This is a genomic window from Metabacillus sp. SLBN-84, from assembly GCF_053629595.1.
In genome coordinates this window covers 151,405-168,101 of record NZ_JBRJIP010000001.1, presented here as the reverse complement: position 1 = coordinate 168,101, position 16,697 = coordinate 151,405, and the positions used below count along the sequence as shown (strand labels likewise).

The following is a 16,697-nucleotide window of genomic DNA, read 5'->3' as shown; positions in this document are numbered from 1 at the left end:
GGCGCAGTCATGCCCCTTCTTATTATGCAAATCGCTGAATAAAGGTTTCCCTAAGCAGGCAGACCACTTCCATTTACTCTGCGTGCGTGCAGAGCCTTTGATTGTATGCTAGCAAGCGTTCAAAGCCTGGAATCGAAGTCTAATAGATGCTGTCATTGAGAAAACCCCCATTTCCTGAAAAGATAGATTTAACGTATCACACAAATGAGATCAAATCAACGAGTGGGAACGTTATCATAATGACTCATAACCGTGACAAAAACACACCCGCTGCAAGCCCCGAGCGAATGGCATGCTCGGCTTTAGAGGCAGAGGATTTGCTGTCTCCCTTACATGCATCTCCTCCAATGAGCAGCGGTTTGTTCTCTCCCTCATTCAAAAAAGAACGTTCGATCTGCTTAATAGCCTGAGCATAGCGCCATCTTTTCACCTGAACGCTGAGTATGTCAGGTTCATAGCCTAAAGCTGTTCGAATAGATGGCATGACCTGTGCCAGAATCTCATCATCTGACAGATTGTAATGAAGAGATGACCACTCATAATCCATATGAACCGTTAAAGCACCGGTTTCACTGATGCCTTTTGCGCGGTTATCAGCCATCCAGGATATTACACCCGGAACAGGCTCCTTTTTATAGGAAAGACCTGATTCTCCGGAAAGCTCCATTAAAACGGCAAGGCAGGGAACGTATTTGACGCTTTCAAGCTCGTTTCGCTGTACGGCTTTCATCTGCACATTTCCCGCATCAAGAAGCTTCAAGGTTTGAGGGAGAGGACATGTCATGAAAAGGGAGCGGGCCTTCACTGAAAATGGCTCGTTCGTTTTCTTATTTAATCCTTCAGCTGCATAATACTCTCCGTGATCCACTATTCTTTCAACCTCATACTCACACTCAACCCGAAGACCTTCAGCCACCCGTTTTGCCAGTCCGTTCATGCCTTTATCAGCCATAAACCTTACGGCGTTTTCCTCAAACCACGGCCGAATCCAGCTGCGCTGCTGCCAGTCTTCCAGAAGATCCTGGCCTTCCCTGCTGGAAGCAGAAAGGAACTGGGCGCCATGATCAAACGTACCGCTTCCAATCCTCCTTGTAGCAAATCGTCCCCCGGGACTTCTTCCTTTATCAAGAAGAAGCACCTTGTTTTCAGAAAGCTCCTGCACCTTTTGGGCAGCCGTCAGTCCGCTGATTCCCGCTCCGATGATTAAAACATCTTCAAAATTCATGAGGCACTCTCCTTTTTGCTTTTGGTTTTATTATAGGAGAGTTTAAGAGTGCAAGAAAATCATAGTGTTTTTTTGAAACCAGCAGACTGCTTTACCACTTTTTCAGCCCGATCCCTCCTCGAAAAAATCGCCAAAAATCCAATACCCAAAATCAAACAGGAAATCCCAGTCCACGAAAGCAGATCCAGCTGTTCACGAACCAGCACCCCCCCAAGCATGGCGGCGGTCAGGGGCTCTGCCAATGCCAGCGTGACGGCGGTCGAGGAGGGAACGTGCACGAGCGCTTTGGCAAAAAGAAGATACGCAGCGCCAGTCGCAAGCAGGCCGAGGTGAAGACTCACGGCCAGCCCGCCAGGCTCAGCCATCCAGCTCATATCATAGAAAAAGAGAACCGGAGATAAAAAGACGGCACTCAGCGTAAAGACGACAGCGACAACCGACAAGGATGATGCAGTGTGCACTAGCCCCTTGCTGACCATTGTATAGACAGCAAAGGAAAGACCGGCGCCAAGTGCCATGAGTATGCCCGAAGGATCTGCATTTGCGGCACCTTTATTGAAAAAGAGCAGAAAGCACCCGATGATGGACAGCAACGTCGAGATCCACCAACCTTTTGAAGGCGTTTTTCTAAGCAGCAGCCACTCTAATGCACCGGATAAGAGGGGAGCGCTCCCGATGGCGATGACGGTTCCGACAGCCACTCCTGTCTGCTCCACGGCGGTAAAAAAGAGCGGCTGATAGGCGGCCATGCACAGTGCAGCCGCAACGGTCACTCGAATGGGCCAGTTCCGAATATTTAATTGTCCAATCAGCAGGGCGACAAGCAATAAGGAAAAACCTCCAACCGCAAGCCGCGCTGCCCCGACAGCAATCGGATGCGCGGCATCCGGTGCATACGTCTGTGCCGTGCCCGTTGTTCCCCATAGTACCCCTGCGAGCAGCACCCACAGAGGAGCAAGCTTTTCTTTCATCCCAATCACTCCAATAAAAAAGACCTTACCCTCATCATAAAGAAGAACAGAACGTTTTTCTTTACAGAGAGTAAGGTTCTTTTTAGCCGTTTTGCCTGAAGGTTTTTGGAGAAACGCCTTCCCGTCCTGTAAACCATCTCGTAAACGAAGAAACGTGCTCAAACCCGATCTCTTCGCTGATGCGGGAGATGGATATGTCCGTCCCTGAAAGCAGCCGTTTTGCTTCCTTCATCCGCAGCTCTGAGAGATAAGCCTTTGGACTTTTCCCCGTTTGCGCTTTAAACCAGGCAGCATAATAATTCGGATGATAATGCTCAATCTCTGCCAGCATTTCCAATGTTACCGGACGGTTGTAATGCTGATGAAGCCAGGCAATGGAAGGCGGCAGAGTCTTATGCAGTTTCTGAGTCACGTATCGCGTAAGCTCGCTCAGCCCTGACCTGCTGCCGGCCGCCTCTTCCAGCAGCAAAAAGCGGATGGCGGACCATTGCTGATCCAGGCTTAAAAACATGCTTTCAGTTTGACCCGGCAAATAATAAACCGGGATATCCAAAATCAGAAATTCATTCTTATCATTGGAACGGTACACATGATTGTATTCCGGCGGTATGTAAAAGCATGAATCCTCGCTTAAATGGATTTGCTGACGGTCTGTCCGGATCTCAAGAGAACCCTGCAGCGGAAAAAGAAACTGCCCAAAGTCATGCTTATGGGAATGAAACTCTCTCGAATAGGTTCTTTTTTCGCAGATTACCTGCCTGCCGCTTTCCATGCTGCACCACTCCTTCTCCCACTATTATATAGGAAACATCCAAACTGGAGTCCACCCACAAAACGTTCTATAATGTGACATATTCCAATGAACGGGGTGTCAGCATATGCAGCTTCAGCAAATCGCCTATCAGTTTGATGACTATCCTTCTCTCTTGTTTGTACCGGCAGGCCGCAAGTATCCGGAGATCCGCTCGATCGGCCATAAAGAGGAACGCGCGGCACTGTCAAGGCTGCAGCAGGCAGCCGCGCAGGAACTCCAGTCAGTTCCTGAAGAAGAGATGACCCTTTTAAAAACCTTTCTTGGAACAAACCGGCCTTCTATTCCTCTTCCGGTCTACAAACAGGAACGGCTCTATCCGCACCTGATCAGGCCTGAAATGTTTCTCTGGAAAAAACATTCCGTTCAGCGCGGACTCCCCATCAACAGCAGCTATTTTTATCCGGAGGTCTATGGCACCTTATCAGCTCAAGACCTCTCCAGGCATGTGAAAAAAGTGGTGCAGGAATACCTGTTTTGCGCAAGGCTGAATAAATTTGAACGCAAACACTGGCTTGAGAAAATAAGCACCGCCTACACGCAGCATCCTTTGATCAGGCTTGCATCAAGCAAAGAGGCTGTCATACATGCGGTCGAAATCATGAATAAATCTTCCCTGCTCGGCGTCCTGAAATATCCGGAAGATATCGCCTATTGGCGGCACCGCGTCGAAATTGTCATGAGGCCGTATCGCAGCATTCCGCCGGCCTGGCAATGGACGGTCTGCAGCCACGAAAAAGAGCTTGCGCTGCATGCGGATTCAGATTCGATTATCTGCACATGCAGCACCTGCCGCTACTCGGTTTCCTATCATGTTACAAAGGAAGGGGCAACCCTTCCGGATGAAGTCAATATCCCACAGGCAACAAAGCGAATTGCAACCATCGAACGGCAGTTTAACGAAATTGCGGTTCAATCTAAGGAAACGATGGAGAAGCTTTACGCTTTAAAAGAGATCCAAACCGAATTAGAGCAGCACGCTCCAATCATCAAACAGATACAAGACCTTCAAACCCGGCTTGACGACACATCGGAAAACCATCCTGCGGCAGCAATCTATACAGAGATTGAGCAGCTGGTCTTTCCGGATACAATCCAGCCTGACTTGCTCAGTCTATCAAGCGTTTCTGTGCCCGATGCATCTGTCCTTAAAAAAGCAGAAACCTGGAAAAAACAGCTCGCACATGACCTTGGAGAAAGCCTTGAGCAGCATCTTGAAACACTTCAGGAGCTCGCCGAAAAACACAAGCCGCGGCCAAATGATATCATCTTTGAAATCAAAGGTTTCCGGCTGCTTAGATCGGAATACGAAAAAATCCAGCTTTTCCTGCAGGAAGAGACTGTCCCAAACCACATGCTCGTGCAGATCCTTAAAGGAGAAGCCACAAGCAAAATCCGGCGCAGCGGCTTCCATGAAGCTGAAGTCTTCGGCCTTTTAAACGAATGGCCGGCGAAATATATCACAAAAGCCATCATAAAAAGCTGCTGAGGTCATCAGCAGCTTTTCACTTTAAATTCTTCTCCTGTCTCATGATATACAGCCACATAGACCCGTATGTCACAAAGAGCAGCAGGAGAAACACGGGTACAGATAGAACATCGTGTATCAGCATCTCGCATCCTCCTTTACTTTAGGTTTCCCCATGAAAACGGGAAGAATAAGTAAAAAAGAACGACGGATAAAACAGATACCAAAATAGCAATAGAAGGCTTCCTGTAATGAATTGTCAGGACGATAAACAGAATCAGATTCAGCGGGATATTCAGCCAGCCGTTCCACCCGTTGTCATACACATACATGCCTTTATGTGAAAAAATCCATTCAAGTGCGGAGTAAAAGGCCGTCCAGACCGCTATGTAGATCCACTGATTTCTTCTTTTAGCAGGAAATCTCTGAAGATAAATAATCAGCCCCATCGGACAGATGAAAAAGGTAAAAGCGGCATTAATAATGGAATGGTTCAGCCATTCTGCCGTCACCCCTCTGAATGCCCAAAGCGTGTGGTCGTAATAAAAATAATTGTACGTCATATTCACGACAATAAAAAAAAGCACCGTCGGATACTGCTTCTCCCATTGTTTCCAATCGATAAATTTATAAGCAAATAAGATCCAGACTGCGATTACAAGCAAAAGATACATTCATTCACCCCAAACGTTTGATCATACTTGCATTCTTAACGCATTACGGGGGTTGTATACTTACTCACAGCAAAAAGGGCATTGCCCCGGGCAATGCACCTTTTCCTGCTTATAGTTGTCCAAATCCCCTTGTTTTTGGGGTCCTAGCTATAAACGAGTTCTTTTTTTTTCACAAGACCAAGCGTCTGTCCGGTCGATTCTTCCATTTTGCGGAAAATCTCAGGATGATCTGAAAGGGACAGACCGTAGGAAGGAATCATTTCCTTCAGCTTCGGCTCCCATGCTGTCATGTGCTGCGGGAAGCATTTTTCAAAGACCTCGAGCATGACATGAACAGCCGTTGAAGCACCAGGAGATGCTCCAAGAAGGGCAGCGACAGAACCGTCTGCAGCACTCACCACTTCTGTACCGAACTGAAGCGTTCCTTTGCCGGCATCCGTATCTTTGATGACCTGAACGCGCTGGCCCGCGACCACGATATCCCATTCCTCGTTTTTGGCGTTCGGAATGAATTCTCGCAGCTCATCCATGCGTTTTTCATGCGACAGCATGACCTGCTGAATCAGATACTTGGTCAGCGCCATCTCTTTCACGCCTGCAGCAAGCATCGTCATCAGATTGTTCGGCTTGACTGAGCTGATCAGATCAAGGTTGGAACCCGTTTTTAGGAACTTTGGCGAAAATCCCGCAAACGGTCCGAAAAGCAGGGATTTTTTCCCGTCGATGTACCGTGTGTCAAGATGCGGAACCGACATCGGCGGAGCGCCGACCTTTGCCTTGCCGTACACTTTCGCGTGATGCTTCGCAATAACATCCGGATTCTTGCAGACGAGGAACAGTCCGCTGACAGGGAAGCCCCCGATCTGCTTCGACTCCGGAATACCTGTTTTCTGCAGCAGATGCAGACTGCCGCCTCCGCCTCCGATAAACACGAATTTCGCCCGGTGGCGCTCAACCTGTCCGAAACCGTTCTTCACTTTCAGTTCCCATGAACCGTCACGCGTGCGCTTTAAGTCCTCGACACTGTGCTTGTAGTGGACCTCCACATTTTTTCTCTCCAAATGATCGAAGAGCATACGGGTTAAAGCCCCGAAGTTTACATCCGTACCTGAATCGATTTTCGTCGCTGCAATCGGCTCGGACGATGTGCGTCCTTCCATCATAAGCGGAATCCATTCCCTCAGCTTTTGATGGTCGCTTGAAAATTCCATCCCGTGAAACAGCGGGTTGTCTGATAACGCTTCCAATCTTTTTTTCAGAAACGCAACATTTTTTTCCCCTTCCACAAAGCTCATATGCGGAATCGGCATGATAAAATCCTCAGGACTTCGGATCAGATTCCGTTTGACCAAGTAGGACCAGAACTGTCTGGAAAGCTGGAACTGCTCATTCACCTTCACAGCCTTGCCGATATCAATCGAACCGTCCGCTTTTTCCGATGTATAGTTAAGCTCGCACAGCGCAGCATGACCCGTACCTGCATTGTTCCATTCATTCGAGCTCTCTTCACCCGGACTTCCGAGTTTTTCAAATACTTTAATGTTCCACTCTGGTGCTACCTCTTTCAGCATCGCTCCAAGCGTTGCACTCATAACCCCGGCACCAATTAGAACCACGTCTGTTTTGTTCTTTAAGCTGCTCATACTACCCATCCTTATCCCCTAAATTTGCAAAAACGAGCAGGCTACCGCATAAACATGCAGGAAGCCACCTTTGAACATACACAAGTCTTCTGAATATCAGTTTATCACAGTCTATTATGAATAGATTAAATTTTACTATTATCTGATAATTATAAACCATTTCCGGGCGGTTAAAAAGGATAAGTTCTCAGCGGATATGCAATTCCCCAATTATTGTATGATTTTTTCCGGCAAAAAAGACTTATTCGGACATCCCGTGCCGGGGAACTGAAATTTACACATATTGTATATTTTAAAGATTCATGTATAATGTATCTAAATGATATATATCTTTTAGATAGGGTGAACAGAATTGAAAACCTACAGCGATACGACCTACGCCATTCTTGGCATTTTAACGACAGACTGCAGAACCGGCTACGATATAAAGCAGCTGATTGACAGGAGTCTGACCCATTTCTGGAAAATCAGCTACGGGCAAATCTATCCGACTCTTAAAACCATCGTCGAAGAGGAACTGGCAACCGTCACGATCACCTCTCAGCCGTCGAAACCGGAGCGAAAGGAATATCATCTCACGGCAAAAGGGAAGGAAACGCTTAAGAACTGGCTTGAAGAACCGATTAAACAAATCCCTGCAGAGCGCAATGAAATGCTGCTCAAATTGTTTTTCGGACGCCATCAGTCCAAAGAAAACACGGTAAGGGTTTTAAAGGATTATAAGACAAATCTGGAAGCCCGGTACCTTACATATACAAGCATCGAAGAAAGCATTACGGCCCATAAAGATCACGCAGAAGATGCCGTCTATTGGCTCTTCACACTGGATTACGGAAAACGAATGACAAAGGCGGCAATTGAATGGTGTATGTTTACTCTTGAACAGCTGGTAAAAGAGGAGGAATAAGAATGGCTCAAAGGGTGAATGCAGGGAGGTACACGACAGACAACCAGGAAAACATCGTTGTTTTTCTGATCGGAATGAGGGTAAACAAGCGACTCGCCCTGCACAAGTGGCTTCCGGTCTTTTTTGCCATGCCGGGAATGATCAGGGAGCTTTATATGAACAAGGATGAATTAGGCTTCCTGTCCATGGAAAGCTATTTCGGTCTTAGAACAACGGTCATGATTCAATATTGGCGCTCAACAGAGGATCTGCTCGCATATGCAAGAAGCGATAAGCACATGACGGCATGGAAAAACTTCAATCAGAAGATCGGAAGCAATCCTTCAGTCGGCATATACCATGAAACCTATGAAGTAAAAGCCGGAAACTACGAATCGATCTATGGAAACATGCCTGCGTACGGCTTAGGAAAAGCACTCAGCTTTATTCCGATTGAAGCAAGCCGCGCCTCGGCAAAACAGCGGCTGACGAAAGAAGGAACTACCTCCTCCATTTAAACCGCAAAAGAGGCTGCAGACAATTGTCATGCAGCCTCTTTTCATCAGGTCAGGGACCTTTTTCTCGATGAATACAGCACATACAGCAAGATAAACCACACAGGGGTCAGCATCAGCGCCGGACGTGTCTCTTCCGCCACTAGCATCACGATGAGAATCAGCCCGAACAGCGCCAGCACGGCATAGTTGATGAACGGCGCAAACGGAGCCTTGAATTCAGACTTTGCATGCAGGTCCCCTCGGGTTCTCCGGTATTTGATGTGGCAGATTAAAATCACGCTCCACACCCAGATAAAGCAGATGGCGCTGATTGTCGTCACAATGCTGAAGGCCTGCTCGGGAATCAGCTTGCTTAGAAGCGCACCCGCTGACACAACGGCAGCCGAAAGCCACAGCGCGTTGCCGGGCACGTGCTGCTTTGTCAGCTTCCTCATGGAGGACGGCGCCTGGCCGCGTTTGCTCAGCGTGAACAAGATCCGGCTTGTCGAAAACAGGCCGCTGTTGCAGGCAGATGCTGCAGACGTCAGGACAACAAAATTAATGATTCCCGCAGCAAGCGGAATTCCGATGAGGCTGAACGTCTTCACAAAAGGACTCTCAGAAGCGTTCAGCTCCGTCCATGGATTGATGCTGAGCAGGACGATCAAAGCGCCGACGTAGAAAAACAGAATCCGAAGCGGAATCTTATTGATGGCAGACGGAATGTTTTTTCGCGGATTGGACGTTTCCGCGGCAGATACCCCGACCAGCTCCACCCCGACAAACGCAAACACAACCATTTGGAACGAAAGCAGAAATCCCGTCATGCCGTTCGGAAACAGGCCGCCGTGCTCCCACAGATTGCTTACCGAAACAGTTCCCGCATCTGTCTTGAACCCCATCACAATCAAAATCACCCCAACGACGATCAGCGCAAGGATCGTCACCACTTTGATCAGTGAAAACCAAAACTCGAGTTCCCCAAAAAGCTTCACCGTCAGCAGATTGAGCCCAAGCAGCAGAAGCAGGCACACAATGGCAGGAACCCACTGCGGAATGTCATACCAGTACTGCACATATACCCCGACTGCAATGACATCGGCCATCGCCGTCATGATCCAGCAGAACCAGTACGTCCACCCTGTTACAAACGCCGCCCTCGGGCCCAGATAATCCTCGGCAATATCCGTAAACGACTCATACCCCGCCTTTGACAGCAGGAGCTCCCCAAGCGCCCTCATCATGAAAAACAGTGCAACCCCGACAATCAAGTAAGCGAAAATAATGGACGGTCCTGCAAGCTGAATCGCCTTGCCCGACCCCAAAAACAACCCCGTTCCAATCGTTCCGCCTATTGCAATCAGCTGCACATGGCGGTTCGCCAAATCTCGTTTCAATTCCTGCTGTGCCATTTGTGAATTCCTCCTTCATAGATGTAAAAAACCCAATAAAAAAAGAGACGGGAAGACTCCCAATCTCTTTTTGAAGAATACCAAAATAGCATTTGCCGCCCGAAAAACGGGTACACCAAACTCTAAATCTATACTCTTCTGTCCTTTTGCCTGAGATTGTGAACCCTTCGGCGCCGCTAAAGCGGTCTCTCCAGAAGCTGCTCCGGCTGTAGTGTAATCCACAGCCATCATAGCCTGCTCTATTAAAATTTGAGTATTTCTGAATAATGACTAATTGTAGGGGGTGTGGCATTCCTTGTCAACAGTCCTGCAATGCAAGGAAGAAAGTTCCACGCTCTAATTGATAATTATTTTCATTGACAACCCGTCATATTGAGGATAAATTAATGATAATGATAATTGTTATCAAATAAACTGGTACTAAGGAAGGAACGACAAATGAATACAAGACGCAAATTTTTAACACTGGCTCTTTCTATTATAGCTGTACTTATGATTGCGCTTGCAGGCTGCTCAAGCGAGCAATCAGGCACATCGGAAAAATCTTCTGAAAAGAAAGCTGATTCAAAAGGGGAAGATACACAATACCCAATCACGATCAAGCATGCATTCGGCGAAACAGTCATTGAAGAGAAGCCGGAACGCGTTGCAACCATATCATGGGCAAACCATGATGTTGCACTTGCTTTAGGTGTGGTGCCGGTAGGTTTTTCAGCAGCAAACTACGGCATTCAGGATGACAGCGGCATGCTGCCATGGACGAAAGAAAAAGTGAAAGAACTCGGTGAAGACAATCCGAACATCTATCAGGATACAGACGGATTAGACTTTGAAGCGATCTCTGACTCACAGCCGGATGTGATTTTGGCAGCCTACTCAGGCATCACGCAGGAAGAATACGATACATTAAGTGAAATCGCACCGGTTGTAGCTTATAAGTCAGCCCCTTGGGTTGCTTCATGGCGCGAACAGGTCATCTATAATGCAATGGGTATGGGAATGGAAGAGGAAGGCAAAAAGCTGATTGCCGATACAGAAAAACTCATCCAGGAAAAAGCAGGCGATCACCCTGAACTTAAAGGGAAGAAAGCGGCATTCGTCAGCATTTCAGCTGATGATCTCTCCAAGTTTTACATATACACTCCAGCTGATCCGCGCGGAGAGTTCCTGAGCGAGCTTGGGATGGAATACCCTGAAAGCATTACGAGCCAGCTTAAGGATGAAGACGGTTTCTATCTTGAATTAAGTGCAGAGAATGCGGATATGCTGAACGGTGCTGAAATCCTTGTTTCATATGGAAATGAAAATACGTTAAAAGCCTTACAGGAAGACCCGATCCTTGGAAAAATTCCTGCGGTTCAAAATGGATCTGTTGTCATCATTGGAGACAACACTCCGCTCGCTGCGGCCGGCAATCCAAACCCGCTTGCAATTGAATATTCCATCGATGAATACTTAACATTACTTTCAGAAGCTGCAGGCAAAGTAAAGTAACATGATGAACCAGTCCGTTACAGAAAAGAAGCAGCTGATGATACCCAGACATTTCATAAAGGTTTTGATTTTTTCCCTCATTTTGCTCGGCTTATGCACAGCGGCTTCTCTTATGTTCGGGTCCCGAACAGTTGGATGGAAGGAACTCATGGACGGTCTGTTCCATCCTGACGTACAGTCCCACGGAGCAAATGTTGTCCGCCAGAGAATTGCACGGACGGTATTCAGCCTCATGTGCGGCGCGGCCCTTGGCATCTCAGGCGCCCTCATGCAGTCTGTCACGCGCAATCCGATTGCAGATCCGAGCATATTGGGAGTAAACACAGGGGCGGCACTCTTTGTCGTCTGTGGCATTACCTTTTTAAATATCAGTACGGCAGGCCATTATATCTGGCTTGCACTTGCAGGGGCAATCATAACGGCCATTTTTGTATTCGGAATCGGTTCAATGGGGAGTGGCGGAGCCACGCCCCTTAAACTCGTTTTAGCGGGTGCGGCCACAAGTGCAGCCTTATCATCGCTTGTGATGGCCATCATGATTCCCCGTTCAAGCGTCATGGATCAATTCCGTTATTGGCAGGTAGGGAGCGTCGGGGCAGGGAACTGGGATTCTATCTCTCTGTTTGTTCCGTTTCTTCTTACCGGAGTTCTGATTGCCGTCTTCTCGGCACCTGCGCTGAATGCACTTGCTTTAGGCGATGAAGCTGCCTCAGGTTTAGGCGTACGCACAGGCACGCTCAGGCTGTTTGCTGCTTTTGGCGGCGTCCTGCTGTGCGGGGCAGCAACGGCGCTGGCAGGTCCGATCGGCTTTATCGGTTTACTTTCCACTCACGTAATACGGCTCGTCATCGGTCCTGATTTGCGGTATGTCATTCCGATGTCCGCACTTTCAGGGGCCATTATTTTAACGATATCTGATGTGTGCGGCAGGCTTGCCGGAAGACCCGGCGAGCTTGAAGTCGGCGTCGTGACAGCCTTTATCGGGGCTCCCATCTTAATCCTACTAACTATGAAAGCGAAAATGCGTGCCTTATGATGAACGATACGATTAACCTTATTATGACAGGCAGAAAAAAGAGACGGCTCCGGTTCATCCTCGTGACTTCCCTTCTGGCAGTCATTGCGTTTGCCCTTTGCTGCGCCATGCTCATGCTCGGGAATACGATTTATCCCGTTCAGGATGTCATCCGTGTCCTGCTGGGGGAAAAAGTACAAGGAGCCACATTTACAGTAGGCACACTCCGGTTTCCGAGGATGATTGCAGGCTTGTTTGCCGGTTTTGCTTTCGGCGCTGCAGGAGCAGTCTTTCAGACCATGCTGCGAAACCCGCTGGCGAACCCGAATGTCATCGGGATAACAGCCGGCTCAAGTGCAGCCGCCGTTTTTTGCATCGTTGTCCTTCATGCAAGCAATACCGTCGTTTCCGTTGCTTCTATTTTTGGCGGCCTTGCCGCAGTACTCGTTATTTTCCTGTTATCAAAAGGATCCTCTTTTTCAATCGGCCGGTTGATCTTGATCGGCATCGGCATTCAGGCCATGCTTGATGCCGTGATTTCTTACCTGCTGCTAATCGGACAGGAACACGACATTCCAACAGCTATGAGGTGGCTGAGCGGAAGCCTGAACGGATCGAAGATGGAGACCCTCTATCCCCTGATTATCGCTGTTTTGGTGTTCACTCCCGTCCTTGTAGGACTCGGAAAACGTCTGGACATGCTGGAGCTTGGGGAAGAGGCAGCATCCTCTCTCGGTGTAAATACGGATCAAACACGACTGGTCCTGATTATCAGCTCTGTTCTAATCATTGCGCTTGCCACCGCTGCAACGGGACCGATCGCGTTTGTCGCATTCCTTTCCGGACCGATCGCAAAAAGACTGACAGGTGCCGGATTTTCACCGATTATTCCGGCAGGTCTTACAGGCATCATCCTTGTGCTCGCATCTGACCTTATTGGACAGTTTGCCTTTACTGCCAGGTACCCGGTCGGCGTCATCACCGGCATCCTTGGAGCGCCGTACTTAATTTACCTGCTGATCCGAATGAACCGGAAAGGAGATTTATAATGAAACCGGCACTTACCTTTAAATCCGAACAAATCACGGCTGGATACGAGAACAACCTCATCCTTCATGATGTCAGCCTCTCGATTCCAAGCAATAAAATCAGCATCATGATCGGAGCAAACGGCTGCGGAAAATCCACCCTGCTCAAAACGATGGCAAGGCTCATTAAACCCGTTTCCGGGCAAGTCACTCTTAACGGAAAACCCATCAGCAAGATCCCGCCAAAACAGCTTGCAAGAGTGCTCGGGCTATTGCCCCAATCCCCGATCGTCCCTGAGGGGATAACTGTTGCTGACCTGGTAGGACGCGGAAGGTACCCTCATCAGACGTTTCTGAAAGGCTGGACAAAAAAGGACTATGAAGCGGTCGCCGAAGCCATGGAAATCATGAACATCACAGAATTTGCCGACCGCAGCATCGACGAGCTTTCAGGCGGCCAAAGACAGCGTGTCTGGATAGCCATGGCTCTCGCGCAGCAAACGGACATCCTGTTTCTCGACGAACCGACAACCTATCTGGATATCACCTATCAGATCGAAATTCTTGATCTGCTGACAGACCTGAACAGGAAGCACGGCACGACCATCGTCATGGTCCTTCATGACATCAACCTGTCCGCCCGCTATGCAGACCACATCTTTGCCCTTCAGCAGGGACGGCTTGTCGCGGAAGGCACACCTTCAGAGGTCATCACAAGCACATTGATCAAAGACACCTTCGGCCTCAACTGCACCGTCATACCGGACCCGGTCTCGGGCTCTCCGTCTGTGGTGCCGATTGGAAGACATCATGTGAAGAGGGAATGCAGTGTGTATTGACGGTTTATAAAAAGGGGATGAATCGACTGGGATATAAAGGAAGGAAACCGTTAGATATAGGTTTTCTTCCTTTTTTTAATGGCTGACAGCATACAGGCCTTAAAACTCTACGTGAACAACATCTGGCTCTCTGCCTCGTTTTGTCAGGATAACAACCGCTTCATAATCGCTTTTCCATTCAACAGAAATCTCATCCGGTATTTTTGTTTTCACTATGCTTTTGTTACCGTAGTTGATTCTGATGGAAGGGGAAGGAAAATCGTCTCTTTTGACAATCTCGATTGAGTTTACCTGATTAGGAGATTCACTTACTTTCAACCGGGTTTCCTGAGGGGATAAAACGTACCAGGCCGCTGTTGAAAGGATCAGGATTCCTAAAATGACGGCAACTAAAAAACACCCGATTTTGGTGGTAAGCTTCGTTTTTTCCCGTTCTAATTTTTCATTGTCATTCCAATCCATAGCCTTGTCCTTTCTTTCCATAACTTGATCTTCTAAAACAAAAAAGTCACAGCCATTTCACTGTGACCCTGATTTCTTTTCATTCTTTACGGCGAAATATGAAGCACATAAAAGGAATAGTATTCCCAGCCCCCATCCCACTATCACTGAATACTCAAACAAACCCTTTGCCGCCATTCCGCCCGTAATGGATGCTGTAAAAAGCATAATAAACATAACTGTATAGTTTTTCTTCATCGATCCGCTCACCTCGTATCACCATTATACCAGTATTGGAAATGTAACCCAACACGCTAATTGTAAAAAAGAGCGCAGTAATCCCATGTGGTTCCCTTTTGTCTCTCATCATTAAGCTCCTAAAGGCACACTTCTTTACCACAACTGCGTTTCAAAACAAAATGTGAAACTTTTTCCATATCTTTTCGTATTTCTACTTAGACTGATTTCATAAACAACTAGAAATAGAGGAGCAGATCCACTTGAAAATTCCCTTCTTATTATCTATTATTTTTATCCTTTCATTTGTCGTTCTTTATTGGTTTTTCACCCGTGAAAACAAAAAAGACAAGGAAAAAGACAGTCCGCTAGCGCTGATCAGCATGGCAATACTGTTTTCAGTATTAAGCACCCTGGTGTTTGCTTTTTTCCTGTTTGTGATAATAGGTTCCATGAAGGTAGTCGACAGTGTCTTTTCATTACAGATTGATACCGGCCAGCTGCTCATTGTCGGAACCAGTTACCTTATTTATTGGCTCACCATCGACTCGATCTTTAGTAAGATTTTCGACTACCTGATGGGTGATACCATTTACAGCAATTTATCCCTGTCCTTGTCGAGAGCAGCAGCGTTTTACATAATCGGAATTTTTACTAACTTGAGTGAAGACATCAATCTGACTCTATCAATCGGAGTCGCTCTTATTTTGTTAGTGATTGATACTTCGTATTCTTTTTACTCTAAGAAACCTAAGATTAAAGCATGACAATGTCACATTTAGAACCTTAAACAACCGTGTTAGCTTACTGGAACACGGTTGTTTAAGGCATTTAGCTTCCCAAAAGCTCCTCATACGTCCTTCTGCTGAACTCCTTATACGGCGAATCCGGCATCGCCTCAAACTGTTCCACCGCAGTTCTCGCGGATATCAGTGCTTTTTGCTGATCTCCAAGCTCCTTATAGCAGTGGGCTTTATACGTATCTTTCAGGTAAAACTGTGACAGATCAAACGGATGATGGTGGTGGGATGGTAATTGTGCTTGATCAAAATACCTTATGGCCTCCTCATATTCCCCGAGTCCGTGCAGGGCTTTCCCTTTTTCAAGGAGGAACCACTCTTTGAACCTGACGACAGACTCGGATTTCTCCAACTGCGGATTAATGATTTTAAGAGCAGCCTCGTAATCGCGTTTGACCGATATAAGAGATTCAATATGGAACAGTTGATAGCTGAGCAGGGATCCCTCATCTTCGGAAAAATCAGCATATTGCTTTAGTTTCGCTAAGTAATAGTCGTGAAGCTCTGCATCTTCAGACATCATGGCAGCTGCACCCGCAAGACGGTACAAATCATCTATTAAGTAAAAGGTTTTGTTTTCCTTCGAATAGGCGATTGCTGCATCCATTACTCGTTTTGCAGACAAGGTATCGCCGACTGCAAAATAAAAGATGGCCTCGTGGTAATCCAGCTCCAGCCGAGTCATTGCATCAATGTAAGCCGCCTTCTTTTCAATCCTGCTCCGCTCAGTGAGAAGAACTTCCAGCGCTTCTCCATAATGATGCTGTCTGAAGCGGACATTGGCACGGAAGACCCCAATATTCGCCCGCTTCTGTGCAAGGTTCATTTCCTCATACAATGCAGAGGCTTTAGCTATTGGAATCTTCCATTCCTTATCGGTCCGGTGCAAACTTTGCCCGTAGATATCAAGAAGTCTTGCCGCTTCATATCCCTGCTGCAGCTTAGAAATATGCGGCTCTATCAGACGAACGAGTGTTTCATATTTATCAGGTATCTCTTCTATATCCAGATTGAATAACTCCTCTGCCTCATCAAGCACTTCTCTCAGCTCAACCACATTCACTTCATTAACAAGCTGGGACACATCCACCTCAAGCCGCTTCGCGATATAGGCCAGGCTTTCCATGGATGGATTCGCTTTATTGTTCTCAATCAGGCTGAGCATCCCTTTCGTAAGTTCGGATCCCGCAAGCTCCGCAAGTGTCAGTTTTTTCTGCTTCCGCAGCTTTCGTATTCGTTCGCCAATCATGGTTAAC

The 16,697-nt window shown here is 47.4% G+C and carries 17 protein-coding genes and 1 riboswitch; of the genes, 8 read left to right on the top strand and 9 right to left on the bottom strand.

Annotation, left to right across the window (positions count from 1 at the left end):
* Window positions 1-244 precede the first annotated feature (244 nt).
* The 3 genes from RKD52_RS00850 to RKD52_RS00840 form a co-directional block, all read right to left on the bottom strand.
* Complete coding sequence (locus RKD52_RS00850) at window positions 245-1,225, bottom strand: NAD(P)/FAD-dependent oxidoreductase (protein ID WP_454098281.1); 981 nt, start codon at window positions 1,223-1,225, stop codon at window positions 245-247.
* A gap of 59 nt (window positions 1,226-1,284) precedes the next feature.
* On the bottom strand, window positions 1,285-2,196 hold the full coding sequence (locus RKD52_RS00845; RefSeq protein ID WP_454101113.1) for an EamA family transporter: 912 nt from the start codon (window positions 2,194-2,196) through the stop codon (window positions 1,285-1,287).
* An 82-nt stretch (window positions 2,197-2,278) separates the two neighbouring features.
* Window positions 2,279-2,968, bottom strand: a complete 690-nt coding sequence (locus RKD52_RS00840; protein WP_454098280.1) for an AraC family transcriptional regulator — start codon at window positions 2,966-2,968, stop codon at window positions 2,279-2,281.
* Window positions 2,969-3,074: 106 nt separating this feature from the next.
* Between RKD52_RS00840 and RKD52_RS00835 the strand changes: the two genes are divergently transcribed.
* On the top strand, window positions 3,075-4,496 hold the full coding sequence (locus RKD52_RS00835) for an RQC-minor-2 family DNA-binding protein (RefSeq protein ID WP_454098279.1): 1,422 nt from the start codon (window positions 3,075-3,077) through the stop codon (window positions 4,494-4,496).
* 137 nt (window positions 4,497-4,633) lie between these two features.
* On the opposite strand, the gene RKD52_RS00830 is transcribed toward RKD52_RS00835, so the two are convergent.
* On the bottom strand, window positions 4,634-5,149 hold the full coding sequence (locus RKD52_RS00830) for a CBO0543 family protein (protein WP_454098278.1): 516 nt from the start codon (window positions 5,147-5,149) through the stop codon (window positions 4,634-4,636).
* A 143-nt stretch (window positions 5,150-5,292) separates the two neighbouring features.
* The gene (locus RKD52_RS00825; RefSeq protein WP_454098277.1) at window positions 5,293-6,792 is read right to left on the bottom strand and encodes a malate:quinone oxidoreductase; all 1,500 of its coding nucleotides are present in this window, start codon (window positions 6,790-6,792) and stop codon (window positions 5,293-5,295) included.
* Window positions 6,793-7,144: 352 nt separating this feature from the next.
* Here RKD52_RS00825 and RKD52_RS00820 point away from each other — a divergent pair, with 352 nt between their 5' ends.
* Both RKD52_RS00820 and RKD52_RS00815 read left to right on the top strand, forming a co-directional pair.
* A complete protein-coding gene (locus RKD52_RS00820) occupies window positions 7,145-7,699 on the top strand; it encodes a PadR family transcriptional regulator (RefSeq protein WP_454098276.1) in 555 nt (184 codons plus the stop codon).
* Between the two features lie 2 nt (window positions 7,700-7,701).
* A complete protein-coding gene (locus RKD52_RS00815) occupies window positions 7,702-8,196 on the top strand; it encodes a DUF4188 domain-containing protein (protein ID WP_454098275.1) in 495 nt (164 codons plus the stop codon).
* Window positions 8,197-8,240: 44 nt separating this feature from the next.
* Here the strand turns inward: RKD52_RS00815 and RKD52_RS00810 are convergent, their stop codons facing one another.
* Complete coding sequence (locus tag RKD52_RS00810; protein ID WP_454098274.1) at window positions 8,241-9,587, bottom strand: amino acid permease; 1,347 nt, start codon at window positions 9,585-9,587, stop codon at window positions 8,241-8,243.
* Window positions 9,588-9,715: 128 nt separating this feature from the next.
* Window positions 9,716-9,791, bottom strand: a riboswitch (glycine riboswitch).
* A gap of 234 nt (window positions 9,792-10,025) precedes the next feature.
* On the opposite strand from RKD52_RS00810, the gene RKD52_RS00805 reads away from it, so the two are divergent.
* The 4 genes from RKD52_RS00805 to RKD52_RS00790 are packed head-to-tail and all read left to right on the top strand — an operon-like array spanning window position 10,026 to window position 13,963.
* Window positions 10,026-11,081 (top strand): iron-siderophore ABC transporter substrate-binding protein, encoded by a 1,056-nt coding sequence (locus tag RKD52_RS00805; RefSeq protein ID WP_454098273.1) that lies wholly within the window; start codon window positions 10,026-10,028, stop codon window positions 11,079-11,081.
* A 1-nt stretch (window position 11,082) separates the two neighbouring features.
* On the top strand, window positions 11,083-12,117 hold the full coding sequence (locus RKD52_RS00800; RefSeq protein ID WP_454098272.1) for a FecCD family ABC transporter permease: 1,035 nt from the start codon (window positions 11,083-11,085) through the stop codon (window positions 12,115-12,117).
* Window positions 12,114-13,145: a FecCD family ABC transporter permease gene (locus RKD52_RS00795; protein WP_454098271.1), complete on the top strand. Its 1,032-nt coding sequence runs from the start codon at window positions 12,114-12,116 to the stop codon at window positions 13,143-13,145. The genes RKD52_RS00800 and RKD52_RS00795 overlap by 4 nt, the downstream gene beginning before the upstream one ends.
* Window positions 13,145-13,963 carry an ABC transporter ATP-binding protein gene (locus RKD52_RS00790; protein ID WP_454098270.1) on the top strand — a complete coding sequence of 273 codons (819 nt, stop codon included), beginning with the start codon at window positions 13,145-13,147 and terminating at the stop codon, window positions 13,961-13,963. The genes RKD52_RS00795 and RKD52_RS00790 overlap by 1 nt, the downstream gene beginning before the upstream one ends.
* A gap of 99 nt (window positions 13,964-14,062) precedes the next feature.
* On the opposite strand, the gene RKD52_RS00785 is transcribed toward RKD52_RS00790, so the two are convergent.
* Both RKD52_RS00785 and RKD52_RS00780 read right to left on the bottom strand, forming a co-directional pair.
* The gene (locus RKD52_RS00785) at window positions 14,063-14,446 is read right to left on the bottom strand and encodes a hypothetical protein (protein WP_454098269.1); all 384 of its coding nucleotides are present in this window, start codon (window positions 14,444-14,446) and stop codon (window positions 14,063-14,065) included.
* A 36-nt stretch (window positions 14,447-14,482) separates the two neighbouring features.
* On the bottom strand, window positions 14,483-14,662 hold the full coding sequence (locus RKD52_RS00780) for a hypothetical protein (protein ID WP_454098268.1): 180 nt from the start codon (window positions 14,660-14,662) through the stop codon (window positions 14,483-14,485).
* Window positions 14,663-14,904: 242 nt separating this feature from the next.
* On the opposite strand from RKD52_RS00780, the gene RKD52_RS00775 reads away from it, so the two are divergent.
* Window positions 14,905-15,408 (top strand): hypothetical protein, encoded by a 504-nt coding sequence (locus RKD52_RS00775; RefSeq protein ID WP_454098267.1) that lies wholly within the window; start codon window positions 14,905-14,907, stop codon window positions 15,406-15,408.
* A 64-nt stretch (window positions 15,409-15,472) separates the two neighbouring features.
* Here the strand turns inward: RKD52_RS00775 and RKD52_RS00770 are convergent, their stop codons facing one another.
* A complete protein-coding gene (locus RKD52_RS00770) occupies window positions 15,473-16,690 on the bottom strand; it encodes a helix-turn-helix domain-containing protein (protein WP_454098266.1) in 1,218 nt (405 codons plus the stop codon).
* Between the last annotated feature and the right edge of the window lie 7 nt (window positions 16,691-16,697).